The sequence below is a fragment of the Pseudomonas sp. NBRC 111139 genome (assembly GCF_001753955.1).
Classification (GTDB): domain Bacteria; phylum Pseudomonadota; class Gammaproteobacteria; order Pseudomonadales; family Pseudomonadaceae; genus Aquipseudomonas; species Aquipseudomonas alloputida.
The window spans coordinates 26,431-47,179 of record NZ_BCBP01000015.1 but is presented as its reverse complement, the minus strand read 5'-3'; the positions used below and the strand labels follow the sequence as shown (position 1 = coordinate 47,179).

Here is a 20,749-nt window from a genome sequence, read left to right as displayed (position 1 = left end):
TGCTCTTTTCTTGAGGCTTGTAGCTCAAGGCTTGCAGCTGCATTTTTAGCACACTCCGGGTGGCCATTCCATCTGCCGCGCCCCTTGACCGGCGGCGCTCCCGGCGCCACCCTGAGCCACTTTTCTTTCGATCCACCGCGGCCACCTGCCGCCAAGAGGACCCCCCATGAGCGTTCGCCTCGGCATTGTAATGGACCCCATCGCGTCCATCTCCTACAAGAAGGACAGCTCGCTGGCCATGCTGCTGGCCGCCCAGGCACGCGGCTGGAGCTTGTTCTACATGGAACAGCAAGACCTGTACCAGGGCGAAGGCAAGGCCCGCGCCCGCATGCGCCCGCTGACGGTGTTTGCCGACCCTGCACGCTGGTTCGAACTGGGCGAGGAGCAGGACAGCCCGCTGGCCGAGCTGGACGTGATCCTGATGCGCAAGGACCCGCCCTTCGACATGGAGTTCGTCTATAGCACTTACCTGCTGGAACAAGCCGAGAACGACGGCGTACTGGTGGTAAACCGCCCGCAAAGCCTGCGCGACTGCAACGAGAAGATGTTCGCCACGCTGTTCCCGCAATGCACCACCCCGACCCTGGTCAGCCGCCGCCCGGACATCCTTCGCGAATTCACCGCCAAGCATGCCGACGTGATCCTCAAGCCACTGGATGGCATGGGTGGTACGTCGATCTTCCGTCACCGGGCGGGCGACCCCAACCTGTCGGTGATCCTGGAAACCCTGACCGCACTGGGCACCCAGCAGATCATGGCCCAAGCCTACCTGCCGGCAATCAAGGACGGCGACAAGCGCATCCTGATGATCGATGGCGAGCCAGTGGACTATTGCCTGGCACGCATTCCGGCCAGCGGCGAAACCCGTGGCAACCTGGCCGCGGGCGGGCGTGGCGAAGCCCGCCCACTGACCGAGCGCGACCGCTGGATCGCCGCCCAGGTCGGCCCGACGCTGCGCGAGAAGGGCCTGCTGTTCGTTGGCCTGGACGTGATCGGCGACTACCTCACCGAAATCAACGTCACCAGCCCCACCTGTATCCGCGAGATCGATGCCGCCTACAACACCGATATCGGTGGCAAGCTGATGGATGCCATTGATCGCAAGCTCAAAGCACGCTGACAGCCAACGCGAAGTAAAGCCGTAGAGTGGGGTATGATGCCGGTCCTATTCGACTGAGCTGCTGCCCCGCCCTGCGGTTGCTGGATACCTGATGACGCTGCCCGCTGACGTCCCTGCCGACCTGCTGCCTCCCCGTGTTCGCCCTGCGGACCGGCTTGGCTTCACCCTGTTCCTGGCTGCGCTGGTGCACCTGGCGCTGATCCTTGGCGTCGGCTTCACCGTGGTCAAGCCTGCCGAGATCCGCCACACCATGGACATCACCCTGGCCACCTTCAAGAGCGAGAAACCGCCCGAGAAGGCTGACTTCCAGGCCCAGGACAACCAGCAAGGCAGCGGCACCCTGGACAAGAAAGCGGTGCCCAAGACCACCGAGCTGGCGCCGTTCCAGGACAGCAAGATCAACAAAATCACCCCACCGCCTGCGGCCAGGCCCGAGGTGGTACCCCCCCCTACCCCGAAAAAGTCGGCGGTGGTGACTACTGCGCCCAAGCCGCACAAGGTCGAACCCAAACCCAAGGAAAGCAAAGCACAGCCCAAGCCAGCCACACCGACGCCGGACTTCGACAGCTCGCAGTTGTCCAGCCAGATCGCCAGCCTGGAAGCGGAGCTGTCCAACGAACAGCAGATGTACGCCAAGCGCCCGCGCATCCATCGCCTGAACGCCGCGTCGACCATGCGCGACAAGGGCGCCTGGTACAAGGAAGAGTGGCGCAAGAAGGTCGAGCGCGTGGGTAACCTGAACTACCCCGATGAAGCACGCCGACAGCAGATCTACGGCAATTTGCGCATGATGGTGTCGATCAACCGCGATGGCTCGCTGTACGAGGTGCTGGTGCTGGAATCGTCCGGGCAGCCCGTGCTGGATCAGGCGGCGCAGCGCATCGTGCGGCTGGCCGCGCCTTTTGCACCGTTTACCGGTGATCTGGCCGAGTTCGACCGGCTGGAGATCATCCGCACCTGGCGCTTTGCCCGTGGGGACCGTTTGTCCAGTAATTGAGTTCAGCCTTGGTGTAGGGCTTTCGGTGCGTGCTAGCGCGGATATCGAGCGCCGCGCGGGCGGCGCTCGATCTCAAAAGCGCCAAAAACCTCAAGCCAAGCGCCAACCTGACGACACAAATCCGCACCTTGTCAGTCTCGCCACCTGGCGCCACACTATCCCCCATGAAAACCCTCGCACCCAGCTACCTCAAGCACCAGTTCCTGATCGCCATGCCGCACATGGCCGATCCGAACTTCGCCCAGACCCTCACGTATATCGTCGAGCACAATGAGCATGGCGCCATGGGCCTGGTGGTCAACCGACCACAGGAACTGAGCCTGGCCGACATCCTCGAGCAGCTGCGCCCGGACGAAACGCCGCCGGCCAGCACCTTGCAGGTGCCGATCTACCAGGGTGGCCCGGTACAAACCGACCGCGGCTTCGTGCTGCACAGCAGCGAGTGCAGTTTCCAGGCCAGCGTTGCGCTGGAAGGGCTGTCGCTGACCACGTCACAGGACATATTGCTGGCTATCGCCGCCGGTGTGGGGCCGAAACAGAGCCTGATCACCTTGGGCTATGCCGGTTGGGAAGCGGGCCAACTGGAAGCGGAACTGGCCGACAACGCCTGGCTGAACTGCCCGTTCGACCCGGAAATCGTCTTCGGCATGGCCAGCGACCTGCGCCTTGAGGCTGCGGCCGCCAGCCTGGGGATCAACCTGCACCTGCTGACCAGCCAGGCGGGCCACGCCTGATGGCTGAACTACGCCTGCTGCTGGGCTTCGACTATGGCAGCAAACAGATCGGCGTGGCCGTCGGCCAGGTGATTACCGGCCAGGCCCGCGAACTGTGCACCCTGAAGGCGCAGAACGGCGTACCGGACTGGGCCCAGGTGGAAAAGCTGATTGCCGAATGGAAGCCAGATGCCATTGTCGTCGGCCTGCCGCTGAACATGGACGGTACGCCCAGCGAGATGAGCGCCCGCGCCGAAAAGTTCGCCCGCCGCCTGAACGGCCGCTTCAACCTGCCCGTGCACACGCACGACGAGCGCCTGACCACCTTCGAGGCCAAAGGCGAGCGCATGGCCCGTGGCGGCCAGCGTGGCAGCTACCGCGACAATCCGGTCGATGCCATTGCCGCTGCCTTGCTGCTGCAAGGCTGGCTGGAGGCCAATACCTGATCATCTTTGCCGCCGGGTCCACCCGGCGCACCCTTCCAAGGAGCCCGCAATGAGCCTACCCAATCCCGCCGAGCTGATCCGGCAGATGGCTGTCGACCTTCGTGCCCACCTGGCGCGCCGGGCAATCACCGAGCCCCGTTACATCGGTATCCGCACCGGCGGCGTCTGGGTTGCCCAGGCCCTGCAGGATGCCATGGGCGACACCAGCCCAATGGGCACCCTGGACGTGTCGTTCTACCGCGACGACTTCAGCCAGAACGGCCTGCACCCACAAGTGCGCCCGTCCGAGTTGCCGTTCGAAGTCGAAGGCCAGCACCTGGTGCTGGTGGATGACGTGCTGATGAGCGGTCGTACCATCCGCGCGGCGCTCAACGAACTGTTCGATTACGGCCGCCCGGCCAGCGTCACCCTGGTCTGCCTGCTGGACCTGGATGCCGGCGAACTGCCGATTCGCCCGAACGTGCTCGGCGCCACCCTGTCGCTGGGCGCCCATGAACGGGTAAAATTGACCGGACCCGCACCGCTCGCCCTCGAGCGCCAGGACCTCGCCTCCGCTTCCGCCCTTTAAGAGTCCCCCGCGATGACGCCAATCGACGCCAAGCGCCCGCTGCAGCTCAATGATCAGGGCCAGCTGCGCCACTTCCTCTCGCTTGACGGTTTGCCTCGCGAACTGCTCACCGAGATCCTCGACACCGCCGACTCCTTCCTGGAAGTCGGTGCCCGGGCTGTGAAAAAAGTCCCGTTGCTGCGCGGCAAGACTGTGTGCAACGTGTTCTTCGAGAACTCGACCCGTACCCGTACCACCTTCGAACTGGCAGCCCAGCGCCTGTCGGCCGACGTGATCAGCCTGAACGTGTCGACCTCCTCGACCAGCAAGGGCGAAACCCTGTTCGACACCCTGCGCAACCTCGAAGCCATGGCCGCCGACATGTTCGTCGTACGCCACTCCGACTCCGGCGCCGCGCACTTCATCGCCGAGCACGTGTGCCCGGAAGTGGCCGTGATCAACGGCGGTGACGGCCGCCACGCGCACCCGACCCAGGGCATGCTCGACATGCTCACCATCCGCCGTCACAAAGGCAGCTTCGAAAACCTGTCCGTGGCGATCGTCGGCGACATCCTGCACTCGCGTGTGGCCCGTTCCGACATGCTCGCGCTCAAAGCGCTGGGTTGCCCGGACATCCGCGTGATCGGGCCGAAAACCCTGATCCCGATCGGTATCGAGCAGTACGGCGTAAAGGTCTACACCGACCTCGCCGAAGGCCTGAAAGACGTCGACGTGGTGATCATGCTGCGCCTGCAGCGTGAGCGCATGGCCGGTGGCCTGCTGCCCAGTGAAGGCGAGTTCTACCGCCTGTTCGGCCTGACGACCGCGCGCCTGGCCGGGGCCAAGCCTGACGCCATCGTCATGCACCCGGGCCCGATCAACCGTGGCGTAGAAATCGAGTCGGCGGTTGCCGATGGCAAGCACTCGGTGATCCTCAACCAGGTCACCTACGGTATCGCCGTGCGCATGGCCGTGCTGTCCATGGCCATGAGCGGGCAGAACGCGCAACGTCAATTGGACCAGGAGAACGCCCAGTGACCATCAGTATTCTTGGCGCCCGGGTGATCGACCCCAACAGCGGCCTGGACCAGGTCACCGACCTGCACCTGGACGGCGGCCGCATTGTCGCCATCGGCGCCGCACCGGCCGGCTTCAACGCCAGCCGCACGATCCAGGCTGATGGCCTGGTCGCTGCGCCCGGCCTGGTCGACCTGGGCGTGTCCCTGCGCGAGCCGGGTTACAGCCGCAAAGGCAACATCGCCAGTGAAACCCGCGCTGCCGTTGCCGGCGGTGTCACCAGCCTGTGCTGCCCGCCACAGACCAAGCCGGTGCTGGACACCTCGGCGGTAGCCGAACTTATTCTTGACCGCGCCCGTGAAGCCGCCAACAGCAAGGTCTACCCGGTCGGCGCCCTGACCAAGGGCCTGGAGGGCGAGCAACTGGCCGAACTGGTGGCCCTGCGTGACACCGGTTGCGTAGCGTTTGGCAACGGCCTGAAGGAAATCCCCAACAACCGTACCCTGGCCCGTGCCCTGGAGTATGCCGCCACCTTCGACCTGACGGTGGTGTTCCACTCCCAGGACCGCGACCTGGCCCAGGGCGGCCTGGCCCACGAAGGTGCCATGGCCAGCTTCCTCGGCCTGCCGGGCATCCCGGAGAGCGCCGAAACCGTGGCCCTGGCGCGCAACCTGCTGCTGGTGGAACAGAGCGGCGTGCGTGCGCACTTCAGCCAGATCACCAGCGCCCGTGGCGCGCGGCTGATCGCCCAGGCCCAGGCCTTGGGCCTACCTGTGACCGCCGATGTAGCGCTGTACCAGCTGATCCTCACGGACGAGTCGCTGCGCGAGTTCTCCAGCCTGTACCACGTGCAGCCGCCGCTGCGCACCGCTGCCGACCGTGACGGATTGCGCGAGGCGGTGAAGTCGGGGGTGATCCAGGCCATCTCCAGCCACCACCAGCCGCACGAGCGCGACGCCAAGCTGGCCCCGTTCGGCGCCACCGAGCCGGGTATCAGCAGCGTCGAGTTGCTGCTGCCACTGGCCATGACCCTGGTGCAAGACGGCCTGCTCGACCTGCCGACCTTGCTGGCCCGCCTGAGCAGCGGCCCGGCTGCCGCCCTGCGCCTGCCGGCTGGGGAGCTGAAAGTGGGTGGCGCGGCCGACCTGGTGCTGTTCGACCCGCAAGCGTCCACCGTTGCTGGCGAACAATGGTTCTCCCGTGGCGAGAACTGCCCGTTCATCGGCCACTGCCTGCCAGGTGCGGTGCGTTATACCTTGGTCGATGGGCACATCTGCCACGAGGCCTGAGTAACGCCTGTGGGAGCGGCCTTGTGTCGCGATAGGGCCGCAAAGCGGCCCCAGCAATCTATGCATGATGCCGAGATCCTGGGGCCGCTGCGCGGCCCTTTCGCGACACAAGGCCGCTCCCACATTGACCGCGTACAACCTTGAGCCTGCACCTACCATTCATCCCCCCCGGTTGAAATCCTTCCCCCCACCCCCATATGAGTCTGCATCAGGCACTTTCGCCCCGCTGCGTGGAGACTCTCCCCTTGACCACAATCGTTTCTGTCCGCCGTAACGGCAAAGTCGTCATGGGCGGCGACGGCCAGGTATCCCTTGGCAACACCGTGATGAAAGGCAACGCCAAGAAGGTGCGCCGCCTGTACCACGGCCAGGTCATCGCGGGCTTCGCCGGCGCCACTGCCGACGCCTTCACCCTGTTCGAGCGCTTTGAAGGTCAGCTGGAAAAACACCAGGGTCACCTGGTACGCGCCGCCGTCGAGCTGGCCAAGGAATGGCGTACCGACCGCTCCCTGAGCCGCTTGGAAGCCATGCTGGCCGTGGCCAACAAGGATGCATCCCTGATCATCACCGGCAACGGTGACGTGGTCGAACCCGAAGATGGCCTGATCGCCATGGGTTCCGGCGGCGCCTATGCCCAGGCCGCAGCCCGTGCCCTGCTGAACAAGACCGACCTCTCGGCCCGCGAAATCGCCGAGACCGCCCTGAACATCGCCGGCGACATCTGCGTGTTCACCAACCACAACCTGACCATCGAGGAGCAGGACCTGGCCGACTGATTCAGCTGTTCTGGCGCCCCTTCCCGGTGAAGGGGCTTTTCCACGCTGACTCACCTGCCCAAGGACCGTATTGATCATGTCCATGACCCCCCGCGAGATCGTCCACGAACTCAACCGCCACATCATCGGCCAGGACGACGCCAAGCGCGCCGTGGCCATTGCCCTGCGCAACCGCTGGCGGCGCATGCAGCTCCCAGCCGAGCTGCGTGCCGAAGTCACCCCCAAGAACATCCTGATGATCGGCCCTACCGGAGTCGGCAAGACCGAAATCGCCCGCCGGCTGGCCAAACTGGCCAACGCGCCGTTCCTCAAGGTCGAAGCCACCAAGTTCACCGAAGTGGGCTACGTGGGCCGCGACGTCGAGTCGATCATCCGTGACCTGGCCGATGCCGCGTTGAAGATGCTGCGCGAGCAGGAAATCATCCGCGTGCGCCACCGCGCTGAAGACGCCGCCGAAGACCGCATCCTCGACGCCCTGCTGCCCCAGGCACGCGTCACCAGCTTCAGCGAAGAAGCCGCGCAGACCAGCAGCGACTCCAACACCCGCCAGCTGTTCCGCAAGCGCCTGCGCGAAGGCCAGCTGGACGACAAGGAAATCGAGATTGAAGTGGCCGATGCCGTCGGTGTCGAAATTGCTGCGCCGCCCGGCATGGAAGAAATGACCAACCAGCTGCAGAGCCTGTTTGCCAACATGGGCAAGGGCAAGCGCAAAGCGCGCAAGCTGAAGGTGAAAGAAGCGCTGAAGATGGTTCGCGATGAAGAAGCGAGCCGCCTGGTCAACGAGGAAGAACTCAAGGCCAAGGCCCTGGAAGCGGTCGAACAGCACGGCATCGTGTTCATCGACGAAATCGACAAGGTTGCCAAGCGCGGCAACGTTGGCGGCGCCGATGTGTCCCGTGAAGGCGTGCAGCGCGACCTGCTGCCGCTGATCGAAGGCTGCACCGTCAACACCAAGCTGGGCATGGTCAAGACCGATCACATTCTGTTCATTGCCTCGGGTGCATTCCACCTGAGCAAGCCGAGCGACCTGGTGCCCGAGCTGCAAGGCCGCCTGCCGATTCGTGTCGAGCTGAAGGCGCTGACCCCGGAAGACTTCGAGCGTATCCTGCAGGAGCCGCACGCGTCGCTGACCGAGCAGTACCAGGCATTGCTGAAGACCGAAGGCCTGAACATCGAGTTCCTCGCCGACGGCATCAAGCGCCTGGCCGAGATTGCCTACCAGGTCAACGAGAAGACCGAAAACATCGGTGCCCGCCGCCTGCACACCCTGCTCGAGCGTTTGCTCGAAGAAGTGTCGTTCAGTGCGGGCGACCTGGCCAGCACCCATGACGAAGCGCCGATCCAGATCGACGCGGCGTATGTGAACAGCCACCTGGGTGAGCTGGCACAGAACGAAGACCTGTCGCGTTACATCCTGTAAGACCGGTTTCGACAGTTTCGCGGGCAAGCCCGCTCCTGCACATGTCACCCCATCCCTTGGGCCTGTGGTGATCCGTGCAGGGGCGGGCTTGCCCGCGAAGAGGCCCTTGAATCCCTCCCCCATAAGCTGGAAGCTGTGCTTCATCAGCTCCCGAGAGATTCTGCCCATGGCCCGCCTGCCTACCGCCATCAACCTGCACAAAGCCTCCAAAACCCTCAGCCTCACCTACGCGCCCGGCGAGGTCTACCACCTGCCCGCCGAGTTCCTGCGCGTGCACTCTCCCTCCGCCGAGGTCCAGGGCCACGGCAACCCCATCCTGCAGTTCGGCAAGATCAACGTCGGCCTCAGTGGCCTGGAACCTGCCGGCCAATATGCACTGAAACTGACCTTCGACGACGGCCATGACAGCGGCTTGTTCACCTGGGAATACCTTGAGCAACTGTGCCTGCGCCAGGAACAACTGTGGGCGGAATACCTCGACGAGTTGCACAAGGCCGGCAAATCTCGCGACCCAGCCGAATCTGTGGTCAAGCTCATGCTCTAGCGCAAGGCCTGAGGGGTTTAGAGCGCATTTTCTAAATTCATCTGTTTGAATGACTTGCAGACAGCCCAGTGAAGGGCTGTCTTGCGCATTACACGAAAGTCGGGTAACCAATGGGTGTGGCAAGTTCCCTGCATCACTTTGCAGGTCGTCAGCACCCACGCAGCACCGCTGTTCCTTATCACTGGTCACCCGAGTAGCAGTACCGGGCTCAGGGCTGTGCACCCACCACAGCAACCGGTACTCGTCTCAGGACAACGGAGCGTCGTAGATGAGTAACAAGAACAACGATGAGCTGCAGCGGCAGGCCTCGGAAAACACCCTGGGGCTGAACCCGGTCATCGGCATCCGCCGCAAGGACCTGTTGAGCTCGGCACGTACCGTGCTGCGCCAGGCCGTGCGCCAACCGCTGCACAGCGCCAAGCATGTGGCTCACTTTGGCCTGGAGCTGAAGAACGTGTTGCTGGGCAAATCCAGCCTGGCCCCGGACAGCGACGACCGTCGCTTCAATGACCCGGCCTGGAGCAACAACCCGCTGTACCGCCGCTACCTGCAAACCTACCTGGCCTGGCGCAAGGAGCTGCAGGACTGGGTGAGCAGCAGCGACCTGTCCCCCCAGGACATCAGCCGCGGCCAGTTCGTCATCAACCTGATGACCGAGGCCATGGCGCCGACCAATACCCTGTCCAACCCGGCTGCGGTCAAACGCTTCTTCGAAACCGGCGGCAAGAGCCTGCTCGATGGCCTGTCCAACCTGGCCAAGGACATGGTCAATAACGGCGGCATGCCCAGCCAGGTGAACATGGATGCCTTCGAAGTGGGCAAGAACCTGGGCACCAGCGAAGGCGCGGTGGTGTACCGCAACGATGTGCTGGAACTGATCCAGTACAGCCCCATCACCGAACAGGTGCATGCCCGCCCGCTGCTGGTGGTGCCGCCGCAGATCAACAAGTTCTACGTGTTCGACCTCAGCCCGGAAAAGAGCCTGGCGCGCTTCTGCCTGCGCTCGCAGCAGCAGACCTTCATCATCAGCTGGCGCAACCCGACCAAGGCCCAGCGCGAGTGGGGCCTGTCCACCTACATCGATGCGCTGAAAGAAGCCGTCGACGCGGTGCTGGCGATTACCGGCAGCAAGGACTTGAACATGCTCGGCGCCTGCTCCGGCGGCATCACCTGTACCGCTCTGGTCGGCCACTATGCCGCCATTGGCGAGAACAAGGTCAACGCCCTGACCCTGCTGGTCAGCGTGCTGGACACCACCATGGACAACCAGGTTGCATTGTTTGTCGACGAGCAGACCTTGGAGGCCGCCAAGCGCCACTCTTATCAGGCGGGCGTGCTGGAAGGCAGCGAAATGGCCAAGGTGTTCGCCTGGATGCGCCCCAACGACCTGATCTGGAATTACTGGGTCAACAACTACCTGCTGGGCAATGAGCCCCCCGTGTTCGACATCCTGTTCTGGAACAACGACACCACGCGCCTGCCGGCCGCCTTCCACGGCGACCTGATCGAAATGTTCAAGAGCAACCCGCTGACCCGCCCCGATGCCCTGGAAGTGTGCGGCACCGCGATCGACCTGAAACAGGTCAAATGCGACATCTACAGCCTCGCCGGCACCAACGACCACATCACCCCATGGCCGTCATGCTACCGCTCGGCACATCTGTTCGGTGGCAAGATCGAATTCGTACTGTCCAACAGCGGGCATATCCAGAGCATCCTCAACCCGCCGGGCAACCCGAAGGCACGTTTCATGACCGGTGCCGACCGCCCGGGGGACCCGGTGGCCTGGCAGGAAAACGCCACCAAGCATGCAGACTCCTGGTGGTTGCACTGGCAAAGTTGGCTGGGCGAGCGTGCCGGCGCGCTGAAAAAGGCACCGACCCGCCTGGGCAACCGTGCCTACGCGGCCGGCGAAGCCTCCCCAGGCACCTACGTTCACGAGCGTTGAGTTACAGCGCCGTGGCGGCCTGCGGGGCGCCACGGTGTTTACTTCACCCAAGAGTCACGTGCATGCCGCAACCCTATATTTTCAGGACCGTCGAGCTGGACCACCAGTCCATCCGCACCGCTGTTCGCCCTGGCAAACCGCACCTGACGCCGTTGCTGATCTTCAACGGCATCGGCGCCAACCTCGAGCTGGTGTTCCCGTTCATCGATGCACTTGACCCGGACCTGGAAGTCATCGCCTTCGATGTGCCTGGAGTCGGCGGCTCGTCCACACCACGCCACCCGTATCGCTTCCCTGGGCTGGCCAAGCTGACCGCACGCATGCTCGACTACCTCGACTACGGCCAGGTCAACGTCATCGGCGTGTCCTGGGGCGGCGCCCTGGCCCAGCAGTTTGCTCACGATTACCCCGAGCGCTGCAAGAAACTGGTGCTGGCCGCCACCGCTGCCGGTGCGGTAATGGTGCCAGGCAAGCCCAAGGTGCTGTGGATGATGGCCAGCCCCCGGCGTTACGTGCAGCCGTCGCATGTCATCCGCATTGCACCGATGATCTATGGCGGCGGCTTCCGACGTGACCCCGACCTGGCCATGCACCATGCTGCCAAAGTGCGCTCCGGCGGCAAGCTGGGCTACTACTGGCAGCTGTTCGCCGGGCTGGGCTGGACCAGCATCCACTGGCTGCACAAGATCCAGCAGCCCACCCTGGTACTGGCCGGTGACGACGACCCGCTGATCCCGCTGATCAACATGCGCCTGCTGGCCTGGCGGATTCCCAATGCCCAGCTACACATTATCGACGACGGCCATCTGTTCCTGATCACCCGTGCCGAAGCCGTCGCCCCGATCATCATGAAGTTCCTGCAGGAAGAACGTCAGCGTGCGGTCATGCATCCCCGTCCGGCCTCGGGGGGGTGAAACAGCTGCGGCCTGACAGGGGAAATGGATCAGACGAGGGAGTGTTGCCATGAAAGACAAACCGGCCAAAGGATCGACAACGCTCCCCGCCACCCGCATGAACGTGCAGAACGCCATCCTCGGCCTGCGCGGCCGCGACCTGCTTTCCACGCTGCGCAACGTCGGCCGCCACGGTCTGCGCCACCCGCTGCATACCGCGCATCATCTGCTGGCGCTTGGCGGGCAGTTGGGGCGGGTGATGCTGGGGGACACGCCCTACCAGCCGAACCCGCGTGACGCACGCTTCAGTGACCCGACCTGGAGCCAGAACCCGTTCTACCGCCGCGGCCTGCAGGCCTACCTGGCCTGGCAGAAGCAGACACGCCAGTGGATCGATGAAAGCCACTTGAACGACGATGATCGAGCCCGCGCCCACTTCCTGTTCAACCTGATCAACGATGCGCTGGCACCCAGCAACTCGCTGCTCAATCCGCTGGCGGTCAAGGAGCTGTTCAACACCGGCGGCCAGAGCCTGGTGCGCGGCGTGGCCCACCTGCTCGACGACCTGCGTCACAACGATGGGCTGCCGCGTCAGGTGGACGAGCGCGCCTTCGAAGTAGGCGCCAACCTGGCTGCGACCCCTGGCGCAGTGGTATTTCGCAACGAGCTGCTGGAGCTGATCCAGTACTCGCCGATGAGCGAAAAGCAGCACGCACGCCCACTGCTGGTCGTGCCGCCTCAGATCAACAAGTTCTACATCTTCGACCTCAGCGCTACCAACAGCTTTGTCCAGTACATGCTCAAAAGCGGCTTGCAGGTGTTCATGGTCAGCTGGCGCAACCCCGACCCACGCCACCGTGAATGGGGCCTTTCCAGCTACGTGCAAGCCCTGGAGGAAGCGCTTAATGCCTGCCGCAGTATCAGCGGCAACCGCGACCCCAACCTGATAGGCGCCTGTGCCGGCGGCCTGACCATGGCTGCACTGCAAGGCCACCTGCAAGCCAAGCAGCAATTGCGCCGGGTACGCAGTGCCACCTACCTGGTCAGCTTGCTGGACAGCAAGTTCGAAAGCCCGGCCAGCCTGTTCGCCGATGAGCAGACCATCGAAGCGGCCAAGCGCCGCTCTTATCAGCGCGGCGTGCTGGACGGTGGCGAAGTGGCGCGGATCTTCGCCTGGATGCGGCCCAACGACCTGATCTGGAACTACTGGGTCAACAACTACCTGCTCGGCAAGACGCCGCCGGCGTTCGACATCCTGTACTGGAATGCCGACAGCACGCGCCTGCCCGCCGCGCTGCATGGCGACCTGCTGGAGTTTTTCAAGCTCAACCCGTTGACCTACGCGTCCGGGCTGGAGGTGTGCGGTACACCGATTGACCTGCAGCAGGTCAATATCGACAGCTTTACCGTGGCCGGCAGCAACGACCACATCACGCCATGGGACGCGGTGTACCGCTCGGCCTTGCTGCTGGGTGGCGAGCGGCGCTTCGTGCTGGCCAACAGCGGGCATATCCAGAGCATCATCAACCCGCCAGGCAACCCCAAGGCCTACTACCTGGCCAACCCCAAGCTGAGCAGCGACCCACGCGCCTGGTTCCACGACGCCAAGCGCAGTGAAGGCAGCTGGTGGCCGTTGTGGCTGGAGTGGATCACCGCACGCTCCGGCCTGCTCAAGGCGCCGCGCACTGAACTGGGCAACGCCACTTACCCACCGCTAGGCCCCGCGCCAGGCACCTACGTGCTGACCCGATGAGCTGCTGACTGGATGAAAACCCGCGACCGTATCCTTGAATGCGCCCTGCAGTTGTTCAACCAGCAGGGCGAACCCAACGTATCCACCCTGGAAATTGCCAACGAACTCGGCATCAGCCCAGGCAACCTGTACTACCACTTCCATGGCAAGGAGCCCTTGGTACTGAGCTTGTTCGAGCGTTTTGAAGAAGCGTTGATGCCGTTGCTGGACCCGCCGCTGGAGGTGCGCCTGGACGCAGAGGACTACTGGCTGTTTCTGCACTTGATCGTCGAGCGCATGGCTCAGTACCGCTTCCTGTTCCAGGACCTGTCCAACCTGACCGGGCGCCTGCCCAAGCTCGCCCGAGGCATGCGCAGCCTGATCACTGCAATCAAACGCACGCTGGCGGCGCTGTTGGCCAGCCTGAAGAGCCAGGGGCTGGTAGAGAGTGATACCCAGGCGCTGGGGCAACTGGTTGAGCAGATCACACTGACGCTGATGTTCTCGCTGGATTACCAGCGTGTGCTGGGGCGCGAGGGGGATGTGGGGATCGTGGTGTACCAGGTGATGATGCTGGTGGCGCCGCATTTGCAGGCCCAGGCCCGGGCGGCGGCGGAGCAGCTGGCAGTGAAGTACCTGGAGGGGTAGGCCTGCTGGAGATGTTGTGTTGCAGCCGACGCATTCGCGGGTAAACCCGCTCCTACAAGGTTTGGCGCATCTTGTGGGAGTGGGTTTACCCGCGAAGAAGGCGACGCGGTATCAGATCAGGGTACCGGTGCCGGTAGGTGCCGATGGCGTGCTGCTGGCCGGGGTAGCGGCAGGTGCCGGTGCAGTGGTCGCAGCAGGCGCAGCGCTGGCCGCTGGGGCCGCCGGCTTGGCGGCTGCCGGTTTGGCCGGCGCCTTCTTCACCGCAGGTTTCTTGGCCGCTGCCGGCTTCGCCGCAGACTTGGCTGCTGCAGGCTTGGCTGCAGGTTTTTCCGCTGCGGTTTTGGCTGCGGGTTTTGCCTCTGCGGTTTTGGCTGCGGGTTTTGCCTCTGCGGTTTTAGCAGCAGGTTTGGCCGCCGCCGTTTTCGCCGCAGGTTTGGCTGCCGCTGCCTTGGCCAGTGGCTTGGCCGCAGCCTTGCTCGCAGCCGGCTTGGTTGCTGCAGTGCGCGACGAAATCGGCGTAACCGAAGCACCGGTCAGCTTCTCGATCTGCTTGGTCAGGCTGTCCACCTGCTGGTGCAGTGCCTTGATCTCGTTGCGGCTCGGTACACCAAGGCGCGAGATGGCACTGTTAAGGCGCTTGTCGAAGGCTTCTTCAAGTTCGCTCCACTTGCCCAGCGCACGGTCCTTCACGCCCGACACCCGCGAAGTGGTCGAGGACTTGGCAGTCTCGGCAACATCTTCAGCCGTCTTTTTCGCCTGCTTCTCGGCCTTCTCGCCATCCTTCACCAGCGAGTCGAACAGCTTCGGGCCGTCCTGGTCGATCTTCGAATAGATACCCAGCCCCGCCAGCCAGATCTTGCGGGAGTATTTCTCGATCCCGCCGACCCAGGAGCTGCTTTCTTTTTCGGTGTTCTTCTTGCCAGCCATCCTGCTCTCCTTATGGTTTGTGCGCGACGCGCTCAAGCAGCTCATGCAACTGTTCAAGCTTGATCGACAACGCCTCAACGTCATGTTTAGACGGAATACCCAGGCGATTCAAGGCGCGACCGACCCGTGCGTCGAAAGCTTTTTCGATCTTGTCGAGTTGAATTTCTACCTTGCCGCGTACGCGGTTCACTTCTTCACCGACTTCGTCAAGCTGGTGGTTGGCGGCATCGAGCTCTTTGTCGATGCGCTTCTTGCCGCGCGTCTCGACACCTTCACCCGCCCTGACCAGCTCTTTGAAGTAGTCAGAGCCTTCCTGACCGACGCGGGCGTAGGCGCCGATACCGGCCAGCCAGATCTTGCGCGCATAGCCGCGCACCTCGCCAAGCGTGCCCAGGGCTTCGTCTTTTTTCTTCACAATCACTTTGGCCATGCTGTGTACCTCATGCTCATGAGTGGTGGAAAACCGCCCATGGAGGCTGGGCTTGAGCATAAGGTAGGGAAGAAAATTAGAAACCTCACCCTAAGGTCTTCGTTGTCACATCTATATACCGCAAGCCCCTTTGACCATAGCGCTAGCGTCGCAGGCTTCACCTCACGGACATCGACGCTATGACTGCTGCAGCAATCCCACCCAGGCTGACGTTCAAGCAACGCGTGGCAGCCTGTTTCTCCAAACGACCCAGCCTGCGGGACGTTTTATCAAAAGAAGCATTCCAGATTTTCAGCGACCGGTATCCATGGGTGCACCGTAACCACCCTCACATCACATCGCTCGATCCTTTCGTCATCCTGCATGCACCGGCCAGCACCGATGACCTCTCACGTCAGAGCGGGCTGGTGGACGAGCTTCTGAGGCATTTTCTGGCCAAGGAACGTGTGCAACTGGGCGCCGCAGACAGGCTGAGCATCAGCCCTCCCCATGTGTTTCAAATTCAGGAGCAAGGCCAGGACAACCTTCGCCAGCCCGAAATCATGCCGGACCTGACAAAGCTCAACGATGACTTCGATACAGTGCTTGGCGCGTTGATACCCGCCTTCCAGCAAGCCCAGATCGGCTTCTGGAACGGGCTCGACGAAGACAGCCAAGTCTCGCGCATGCTCTGGCTGGAGCACACCATCAAGGCTGCCTTGCTCGAGAACCTCCCTCGTCAAGGCCTTGAAGATGATGCAAAAGCTGCAATGTACGCCCTGCTCGACGGGGTACACGACAGCCTGACTGTCGAGGCGATACAAGTCACGCTCGGAACGGATGGCGGGGCACACACCGTTACCCTACCGGATCTGTTGCTCATCACCACAAGCGGCACCCGCAGCCTGGTTCTGCAATGCAAGCCCTGCGGTTCGGTGCGCCGCCATGTCGACCTGCCCAGCTTTGCCACGGCGCTGCAACGGCAGCTAGCGCAACGCTATCGCTTCGAAACGTTGTCCTGGGCACACACGCCAGTAATCGGACGCCCTTTCGCCTTCCAGGTCAGGCAACTGCTGAACGATATCCTGGACGACATCGGCCGCCTGCGTATTGGCGGCCTGACAACCGTCGACGAAATGGAGCGACAACTGCGCCAGGTGAGCGACCCGTCAGCTTACTTCTTCGACCTGCCTTCGCAGGAACGAACTGCACCCGCCGTCAGTCCGCCGCGATGGCTGCTCAATGCCAGCGCTGAGGACCGCTACGCCTATCACACTGCACTGCTCGATCTGGCGGCGAGCCAAGGTCGGTCGAAGGGCTGCACATCGCTGGGCGATGTCGAGGATATCCGTGATTACGCCGCTCGCCGCTTGCGTGAGACCCTGCAGACCAGCTACCCAGACAAGGCGGTGCACGACCCGAACAAGGTGCACATCCGCATTTCCCAGGCCATCATCGGCGCCGGCACACAAGGGCAGTCACTGTTCTTGCGCACGGAGCCCCTGACCGACCTGGCGATCTCACGCCTGCGGCTGGAGGCTGGTGAGGTGATGAGCGGGATGAATTTCGAGGACGGCTCGCCTGTGACCGACTGGCTAAGCATCGACCAGATCAGGGGCCTGATTCATCAGGTCGACATCGGCGGTCACTACCCCTCCTACCTGAAGGACCAAGTCAACACCCAACCGCGCAGGGCCGAGCGAATCCGGCAGCATGCCAGGGAATGGCGCGACGCCCTTCGGTTCAGCACCCTGAAGGCCAAGATCGAGCGACAACTTGGTGAAACGGCGAGCCAGGCAATGCTCAGCTTCTGCCAGGGCATGGACAATGGCGCGGACCTTCTGCGCATCGCCCCCCTGGCGTTCCTTTGCGCGCCTGGCGCTTCAGCAAGCGATGTGGCGCACGGGATGTTCATTATCGAAATACCGGCAAGCGGCACCTGGGTCTTGTACCGCCCCTTCTATGCCGACAGGGCGTTGCAGGAATTTCCGACCCTCGAGTTGCTGATGGACGCAATCCGCAGCAGGGGCGAACTGCAAGAGAGCGTATTGGCCTGGCTCGACGATGACGCGCGCCCGATTTACCAGAACGACGGGTTCAAGCACCCGCACTTGCACCCGAACATTAAAGCGCTGACGCACCTGCTCAATGTGCCGGTCGAGCTGCTGGACCGCCTTTTGCAACGCCTCAGACGCCCGGTCCAGGCCTCGTTCCAGGCCTGGACGGATGATCTGGACACCCACCTGTTCAACGCGCGTATCGAGACCATGTTATTGGCCTCAGCCAGCAACAGCGTCTCCAATGCCCAGGAAGTGCGGGCTTTGGTGAAGGAGGCTGCGTGGGCGATCTTCAATACCGTCACCCAACTTTGGCATGGCCCGATGACCACCCTGGTGTGGCTGGTGGTGGCGCTGTCGGCAGCCAAGGAAGACGTCGAGGCGCTGATCAAGCGCAGCGGTGACGACAAGATCGTCGCAGCCATAGACCTGGTCACCAACCTGGCCTTGCTCCTTGCCCACCGCCCCGCAACGCCACCTGCCAACAGCGAAGAGCCCGCCAGGCTACGTTTTTCAGGCCCTGCGCCGAAGGAAGAGACCCCGCCCCCAGCGCTCGAGCAGCCACAGGAGAAACCCTGGCAGCCCCCCGTCGAGGCGCCACGGCCCACGCTCGTGCGTGTAGATGGCTGGCATGACGGGCAGCGCCTGAGCAACCTGTCGGTACAGGAGCGCCAGTCACTGGCCCAACTGCAAGCCTCGCAGCCACTCGAAGGGCACACGCCACTGACAAGGGGCCGTTTGCGTGGGTTGTACAATATTGCCGGTCGTTACTACGCCAAGCTGGGCGATGGCACCTATGAGGTCATCGAGACGTGGAACGGCATGCAGATCATCGGCCCCGAGCCGAGCAGCAGCGAGTGGGTGTCCCAATGGAATGGCGCCCCGGACGGTTACCACATCGTTGGTCGTGAACGGCAAAAAGGACCATGGCTTACGCGCTGGCATGGCCAATGGTCTTTGAACCTGAACCTCTATGGCGGCATGCCAAGGAACAGGCAATCCATCAACGCCGAAAACCGCCAGCGGTTCGATACGTTGAGCGCAACCGCCACGGCGAATCAACACGCGCTGAATCAGGTGGGGCTACTCATGGAGCGCAGCAGAGTGCAACTGGAGGCTTATGACGAACTCGCGCTGCAGTACAGCCGGGCTATCGATGTATTGCCTGACCAGGAGCGCACGTCACTGCCGCCAGCATTGCAGCTTCAAAAGCAGGCACTGAAAGCCCAACGCTTACGCCAATTGCCTGAAATCAGGGCGTCCGCGCTCTACCTGGAGCGACAGAGCACGCTGTTGCATGGGAACATCGAAGTGTTCAAGGAAATGGCCGAACCACGGTTCAGCAAATGCGACAATCGCCCCCAGAGCCGACGTCAATATGGTAATTGGTACGGTGCTGCCATCGAAAACGACATGCTGCTGTGCCGCCGCTTGCTAGAGCAGGTCGACCACCAGGCATTGAGCGCACAGGCCGCAATGCTGCGCCGCTTTCCCGAAACTGCCGAAGATATTCAGCAGTACCTCGATTATCGCGAACGGATACACGATTCCTGCCAGGCCAGCCGCCGCCTGCTTGCCGCCAGCCAGCGACTGGACCGGACGCTGGCGGAGGCCCTCGATGACCCCAAGATCGACTTTGCCAATAAAGCCACGAAGCTCGCCCAGACCAATCGGAGCAGGACCTATTCGACACTGGTGATTCGGGCACAACTGCTCAGTGACCTGGCTTACCTCGTCGTCGACAAGACGCGGCTTTCTGCGGACATGGCCGAGCACCTGCTTGCAATGCGTGCGCCGCTCAGCAACCTCGAGTTGAGCCGCACGGTATGGAGCCACGACGGGCTGGCAGCTACCGAAGAGTCACCTCAGGTCAAGGCCGAACTGCTTGACGATATCCTTCAGAAATACCGTACCGTGCTGGACCGCGCCCAGTACATGAAGACACTGGACTCGCCTGCACTGGTCACTGACGTGCTGGACGAATACATACGCGAAGTGTCAACGATGACCCAGGTCACGGAGCAGCAACTGAGCGCGATCTTGGCCAACGTCGACAGCGGCATCAGCCCACCTCCGCCTTCCCCCGGTCATCGCCCCGCGACCATCAGGCGGCGCGTCATCCGTATTGACCGAGGTCGACCGCTGCTGGTGGAAATCGACCAGGTGGGCAACCGGGCAATTCAGCGTAATGCGTTCAACCATGAGCCGGCAGGCAGTTTCGCGCAACGCGACGGGGTGTGGCATGCCGTGGCTGAGCAAGCACGGCCCGCCCAACGTGACCGGGCCCAGGTGCGCCAACGAGCAAACCGCCTGCTGGCAGAGGTGGATGGGAAAATCGCGTTCGCCGCTCACTATGCCGATGAGCCCAACAGCCTGAGCGATTTTCTGGAATGGCCGGCCGGTGACATGCGCGAAGTGCAACAGCAGCTGAGCGAGCTGAACAACCCACTGGATAACGGCCTGATCGACCTCCTGCGTGCAGCGGTAGACCGCGTCCACCACGAAAGGCTTCGGCTACTCACCGACGCCTATCTGAACACCCGCCATCCCGACGGCAAGGCGCTGCGCTTCCTGGCCGAGCAGGATCGGATACGGATCAGGCAGACCGTGATTCGCCGCCAGCTACGTCACGCCCATGATTACCTCGATGTCTACGAGGTGCGCGATGTGCAAGCGCCTCGCAGGGTACTGTGGGAGGCGCACTTTCATTATCCCAGCCTGGACGCGAGCGCCCGCGACTTCGTCAAGGGCCACCTCAAGTTCTGGGATGCAGGTGTAAGAGGCCGCAAGGCCATGCTCGAGCAGGCCGCAGACGCACGCGAGCGCATCGCGATTTACCGCGGCGATCTGCGCCTGGAGCAGGTGATTGGCATCATTCCTTTCCCGGCGGACGCGCCGCAGTAGCCAGACAGCGGCGCCGGCTCAGGCCAGGGCCTTGTCCAGCGCCCGCTCGATCTCGCCTTTGATGGTGCCGCTCATCATCGACAGCATCATGCCCAGCTTCAATTCGACGCGGATGCTGTCGTCGCCAATGTGCACACTGCCATTGGCGCCACTGCGCGCAACGTCCACGCGGTCACCGTTCCAGGTGGCCTTGAGGTCGTACTCGCGGCTGAGCTTGTCGACCAGCGCTTCGGCCTTGGCGCGGGCGGCATCACGGCCGAGGGAGTGTTTGCGTTCGACGCTGATCTGGGTCATGCGGGCGTTCCTGAAAATGTAGACATAATGAGCATTATGCCCGCCCCTGCCCACTGGCACACCCCGCC

Annotated in this window: 18 protein-coding genes; 15 read left to right on the top strand and 3 right to left on the bottom strand. The window is 63.0% G+C overall.

Annotated features, from left to right (window positions below; genetic code table 11):
* Window positions 1-166 precede the first annotated feature (166 nt).
* The 14 genes from gshB to BJQ17_RS01135 all read left to right on the top strand — a co-directional run bounded on the left by gshB (window position 167) and on the right by BJQ17_RS01135 (window position 14,090).
* Entirely contained in the window at window positions 167-1,120 is a 954-nt protein-coding gene (gshB, locus tag BJQ17_RS01200; RefSeq protein WP_003249322.1) for a glutathione synthase, read from the top strand.
* Window positions 1,121-1,211: 91 nt separating this feature from the next.
* Complete coding sequence (locus tag BJQ17_RS01195) at window positions 1,212-2,117, top strand: energy transducer TonB (RefSeq protein WP_003249319.1); 906 nt, start codon at window positions 1,212-1,214, stop codon at window positions 2,115-2,117.
* 164 nt (window positions 2,118-2,281) lie between these two features.
* Window positions 2,282-2,851 carry a YqgE/AlgH family protein gene (locus BJQ17_RS01190; protein ID WP_003249318.1) on the top strand — a complete coding sequence of 190 codons (570 nt, stop codon included), beginning with the start codon at window positions 2,282-2,284 and terminating at the stop codon, window positions 2,849-2,851.
* Window positions 2,851-3,276 (top strand): Holliday junction resolvase RuvX, encoded by a 426-nt coding sequence (gene ruvX, locus BJQ17_RS01185; protein ID WP_003249316.1) that lies wholly within the window; start codon window positions 2,851-2,853, stop codon window positions 3,274-3,276. The genes BJQ17_RS01190 and ruvX overlap by 1 nt, the downstream gene beginning before the upstream one ends.
* A gap of 49 nt (window positions 3,277-3,325) precedes the next feature.
* Complete coding sequence (pyrR, locus tag BJQ17_RS01180) at window positions 3,326-3,844, top strand: bifunctional pyr operon transcriptional regulator/uracil phosphoribosyltransferase PyrR (RefSeq protein ID WP_003249313.1); 519 nt, start codon at window positions 3,326-3,328, stop codon at window positions 3,842-3,844.
* Window positions 3,845-3,856: 12 nt separating this feature from the next.
* The gene (locus BJQ17_RS01175) at window positions 3,857-4,861 is read left to right on the top strand and encodes an aspartate carbamoyltransferase catalytic subunit (protein ID WP_003249311.1); all 1,005 of its coding nucleotides are present in this window, start codon (window positions 3,857-3,859) and stop codon (window positions 4,859-4,861) included.
* Entirely contained in the window at window positions 4,858-6,129 is a 1,272-nt protein-coding gene (locus tag BJQ17_RS01170; protein ID WP_003249310.1) for a dihydroorotase, read from the top strand. Before BJQ17_RS01175 ends, BJQ17_RS01170 begins: the two co-directional genes overlap by 4 nt.
* Before the next feature lie 245 nt (window positions 6,130-6,374).
* Entirely contained in the window at window positions 6,375-6,905 is a 531-nt protein-coding gene (gene hslV, locus BJQ17_RS01165; RefSeq protein ID WP_003249309.1) for an ATP-dependent protease subunit HslV, read from the top strand.
* Between the two features lie 76 nt (window positions 6,906-6,981).
* On the top strand, window positions 6,982-8,325 hold the full coding sequence (gene hslU, locus BJQ17_RS01160; RefSeq protein ID WP_003249308.1) for an ATP-dependent protease ATPase subunit HslU: 1,344 nt from the start codon (window positions 6,982-6,984) through the stop codon (window positions 8,323-8,325).
* Window positions 8,326-8,491: 166 nt separating this feature from the next.
* Window positions 8,492-8,869, top strand: a complete 378-nt coding sequence (locus BJQ17_RS01155; protein WP_003249306.1) for a gamma-butyrobetaine hydroxylase-like domain-containing protein — start codon at window positions 8,492-8,494, stop codon at window positions 8,867-8,869.
* A 268-nt stretch (window positions 8,870-9,137) separates the two neighbouring features.
* On the top strand, window positions 9,138-10,817 hold the full coding sequence (gene phaC, locus BJQ17_RS01150; protein ID WP_004576724.1) for a class II poly(R)-hydroxyalkanoic acid synthase: 1,680 nt from the start codon (window positions 9,138-9,140) through the stop codon (window positions 10,815-10,817).
* 62 nt (window positions 10,818-10,879) lie between these two features.
* Entirely contained in the window at window positions 10,880-11,731 is an 852-nt protein-coding gene (phaZ, locus tag BJQ17_RS01145) for a poly(3-hydroxyalkanoate) depolymerase (RefSeq protein ID WP_003249302.1), read from the top strand.
* Window positions 11,732-11,780: 49 nt separating this feature from the next.
* Window positions 11,781-13,463 carry a class II poly(R)-hydroxyalkanoic acid synthase gene (phaC, locus tag BJQ17_RS01140; protein WP_070095389.1) on the top strand — a complete coding sequence of 561 codons (1,683 nt, stop codon included), beginning with the start codon at window positions 11,781-11,783 and terminating at the stop codon, window positions 13,461-13,463.
* 12 nt (window positions 13,464-13,475) lie between these two features.
* Entirely contained in the window at window positions 13,476-14,090 is a 615-nt protein-coding gene (locus BJQ17_RS01135; protein ID WP_070095388.1) for a TetR/AcrR family transcriptional regulator, read from the top strand.
* 111 nt (window positions 14,091-14,201) lie between these two features.
* Here BJQ17_RS01135 and BJQ17_RS01130 read toward each other — a convergent pair whose 3' ends face one another.
* Window positions 14,202-15,017 carry a phasin family protein gene (locus tag BJQ17_RS01130; protein WP_070095387.1) on the bottom strand — a complete coding sequence of 272 codons (816 nt, stop codon included), beginning with the start codon at window positions 15,015-15,017 and terminating at the stop codon, window positions 14,202-14,204.
* Between the two features lie 10 nt (window positions 15,018-15,027).
* Window positions 15,028-15,447, bottom strand: a complete 420-nt coding sequence (locus tag BJQ17_RS01125; RefSeq protein ID WP_003249293.1) for a phasin family protein — start codon at window positions 15,445-15,447, stop codon at window positions 15,028-15,030.
* A gap of 179 nt (window positions 15,448-15,626) precedes the next feature.
* On the opposite strand from BJQ17_RS01125, the gene BJQ17_RS01120 reads away from it, so the two are divergent.
* A complete protein-coding gene (locus BJQ17_RS01120) occupies window positions 15,627-20,387 on the top strand; it encodes a DUF6543 domain-containing protein (protein WP_256559322.1) in 4,761 nt (1,586 codons plus the stop codon).
* A gap of 18 nt (window positions 20,388-20,405) precedes the next feature.
* Here the strand turns inward: BJQ17_RS01120 and BJQ17_RS01115 are convergent, their stop codons facing one another.
* Entirely contained in the window at window positions 20,406-20,681 is a 276-nt protein-coding gene (locus tag BJQ17_RS01115) for a polyhydroxyalkanoic acid system family protein (RefSeq protein ID WP_003249289.1), read from the bottom strand.
* Window positions 20,682-20,749: the final 68 nt, after the last annotated feature.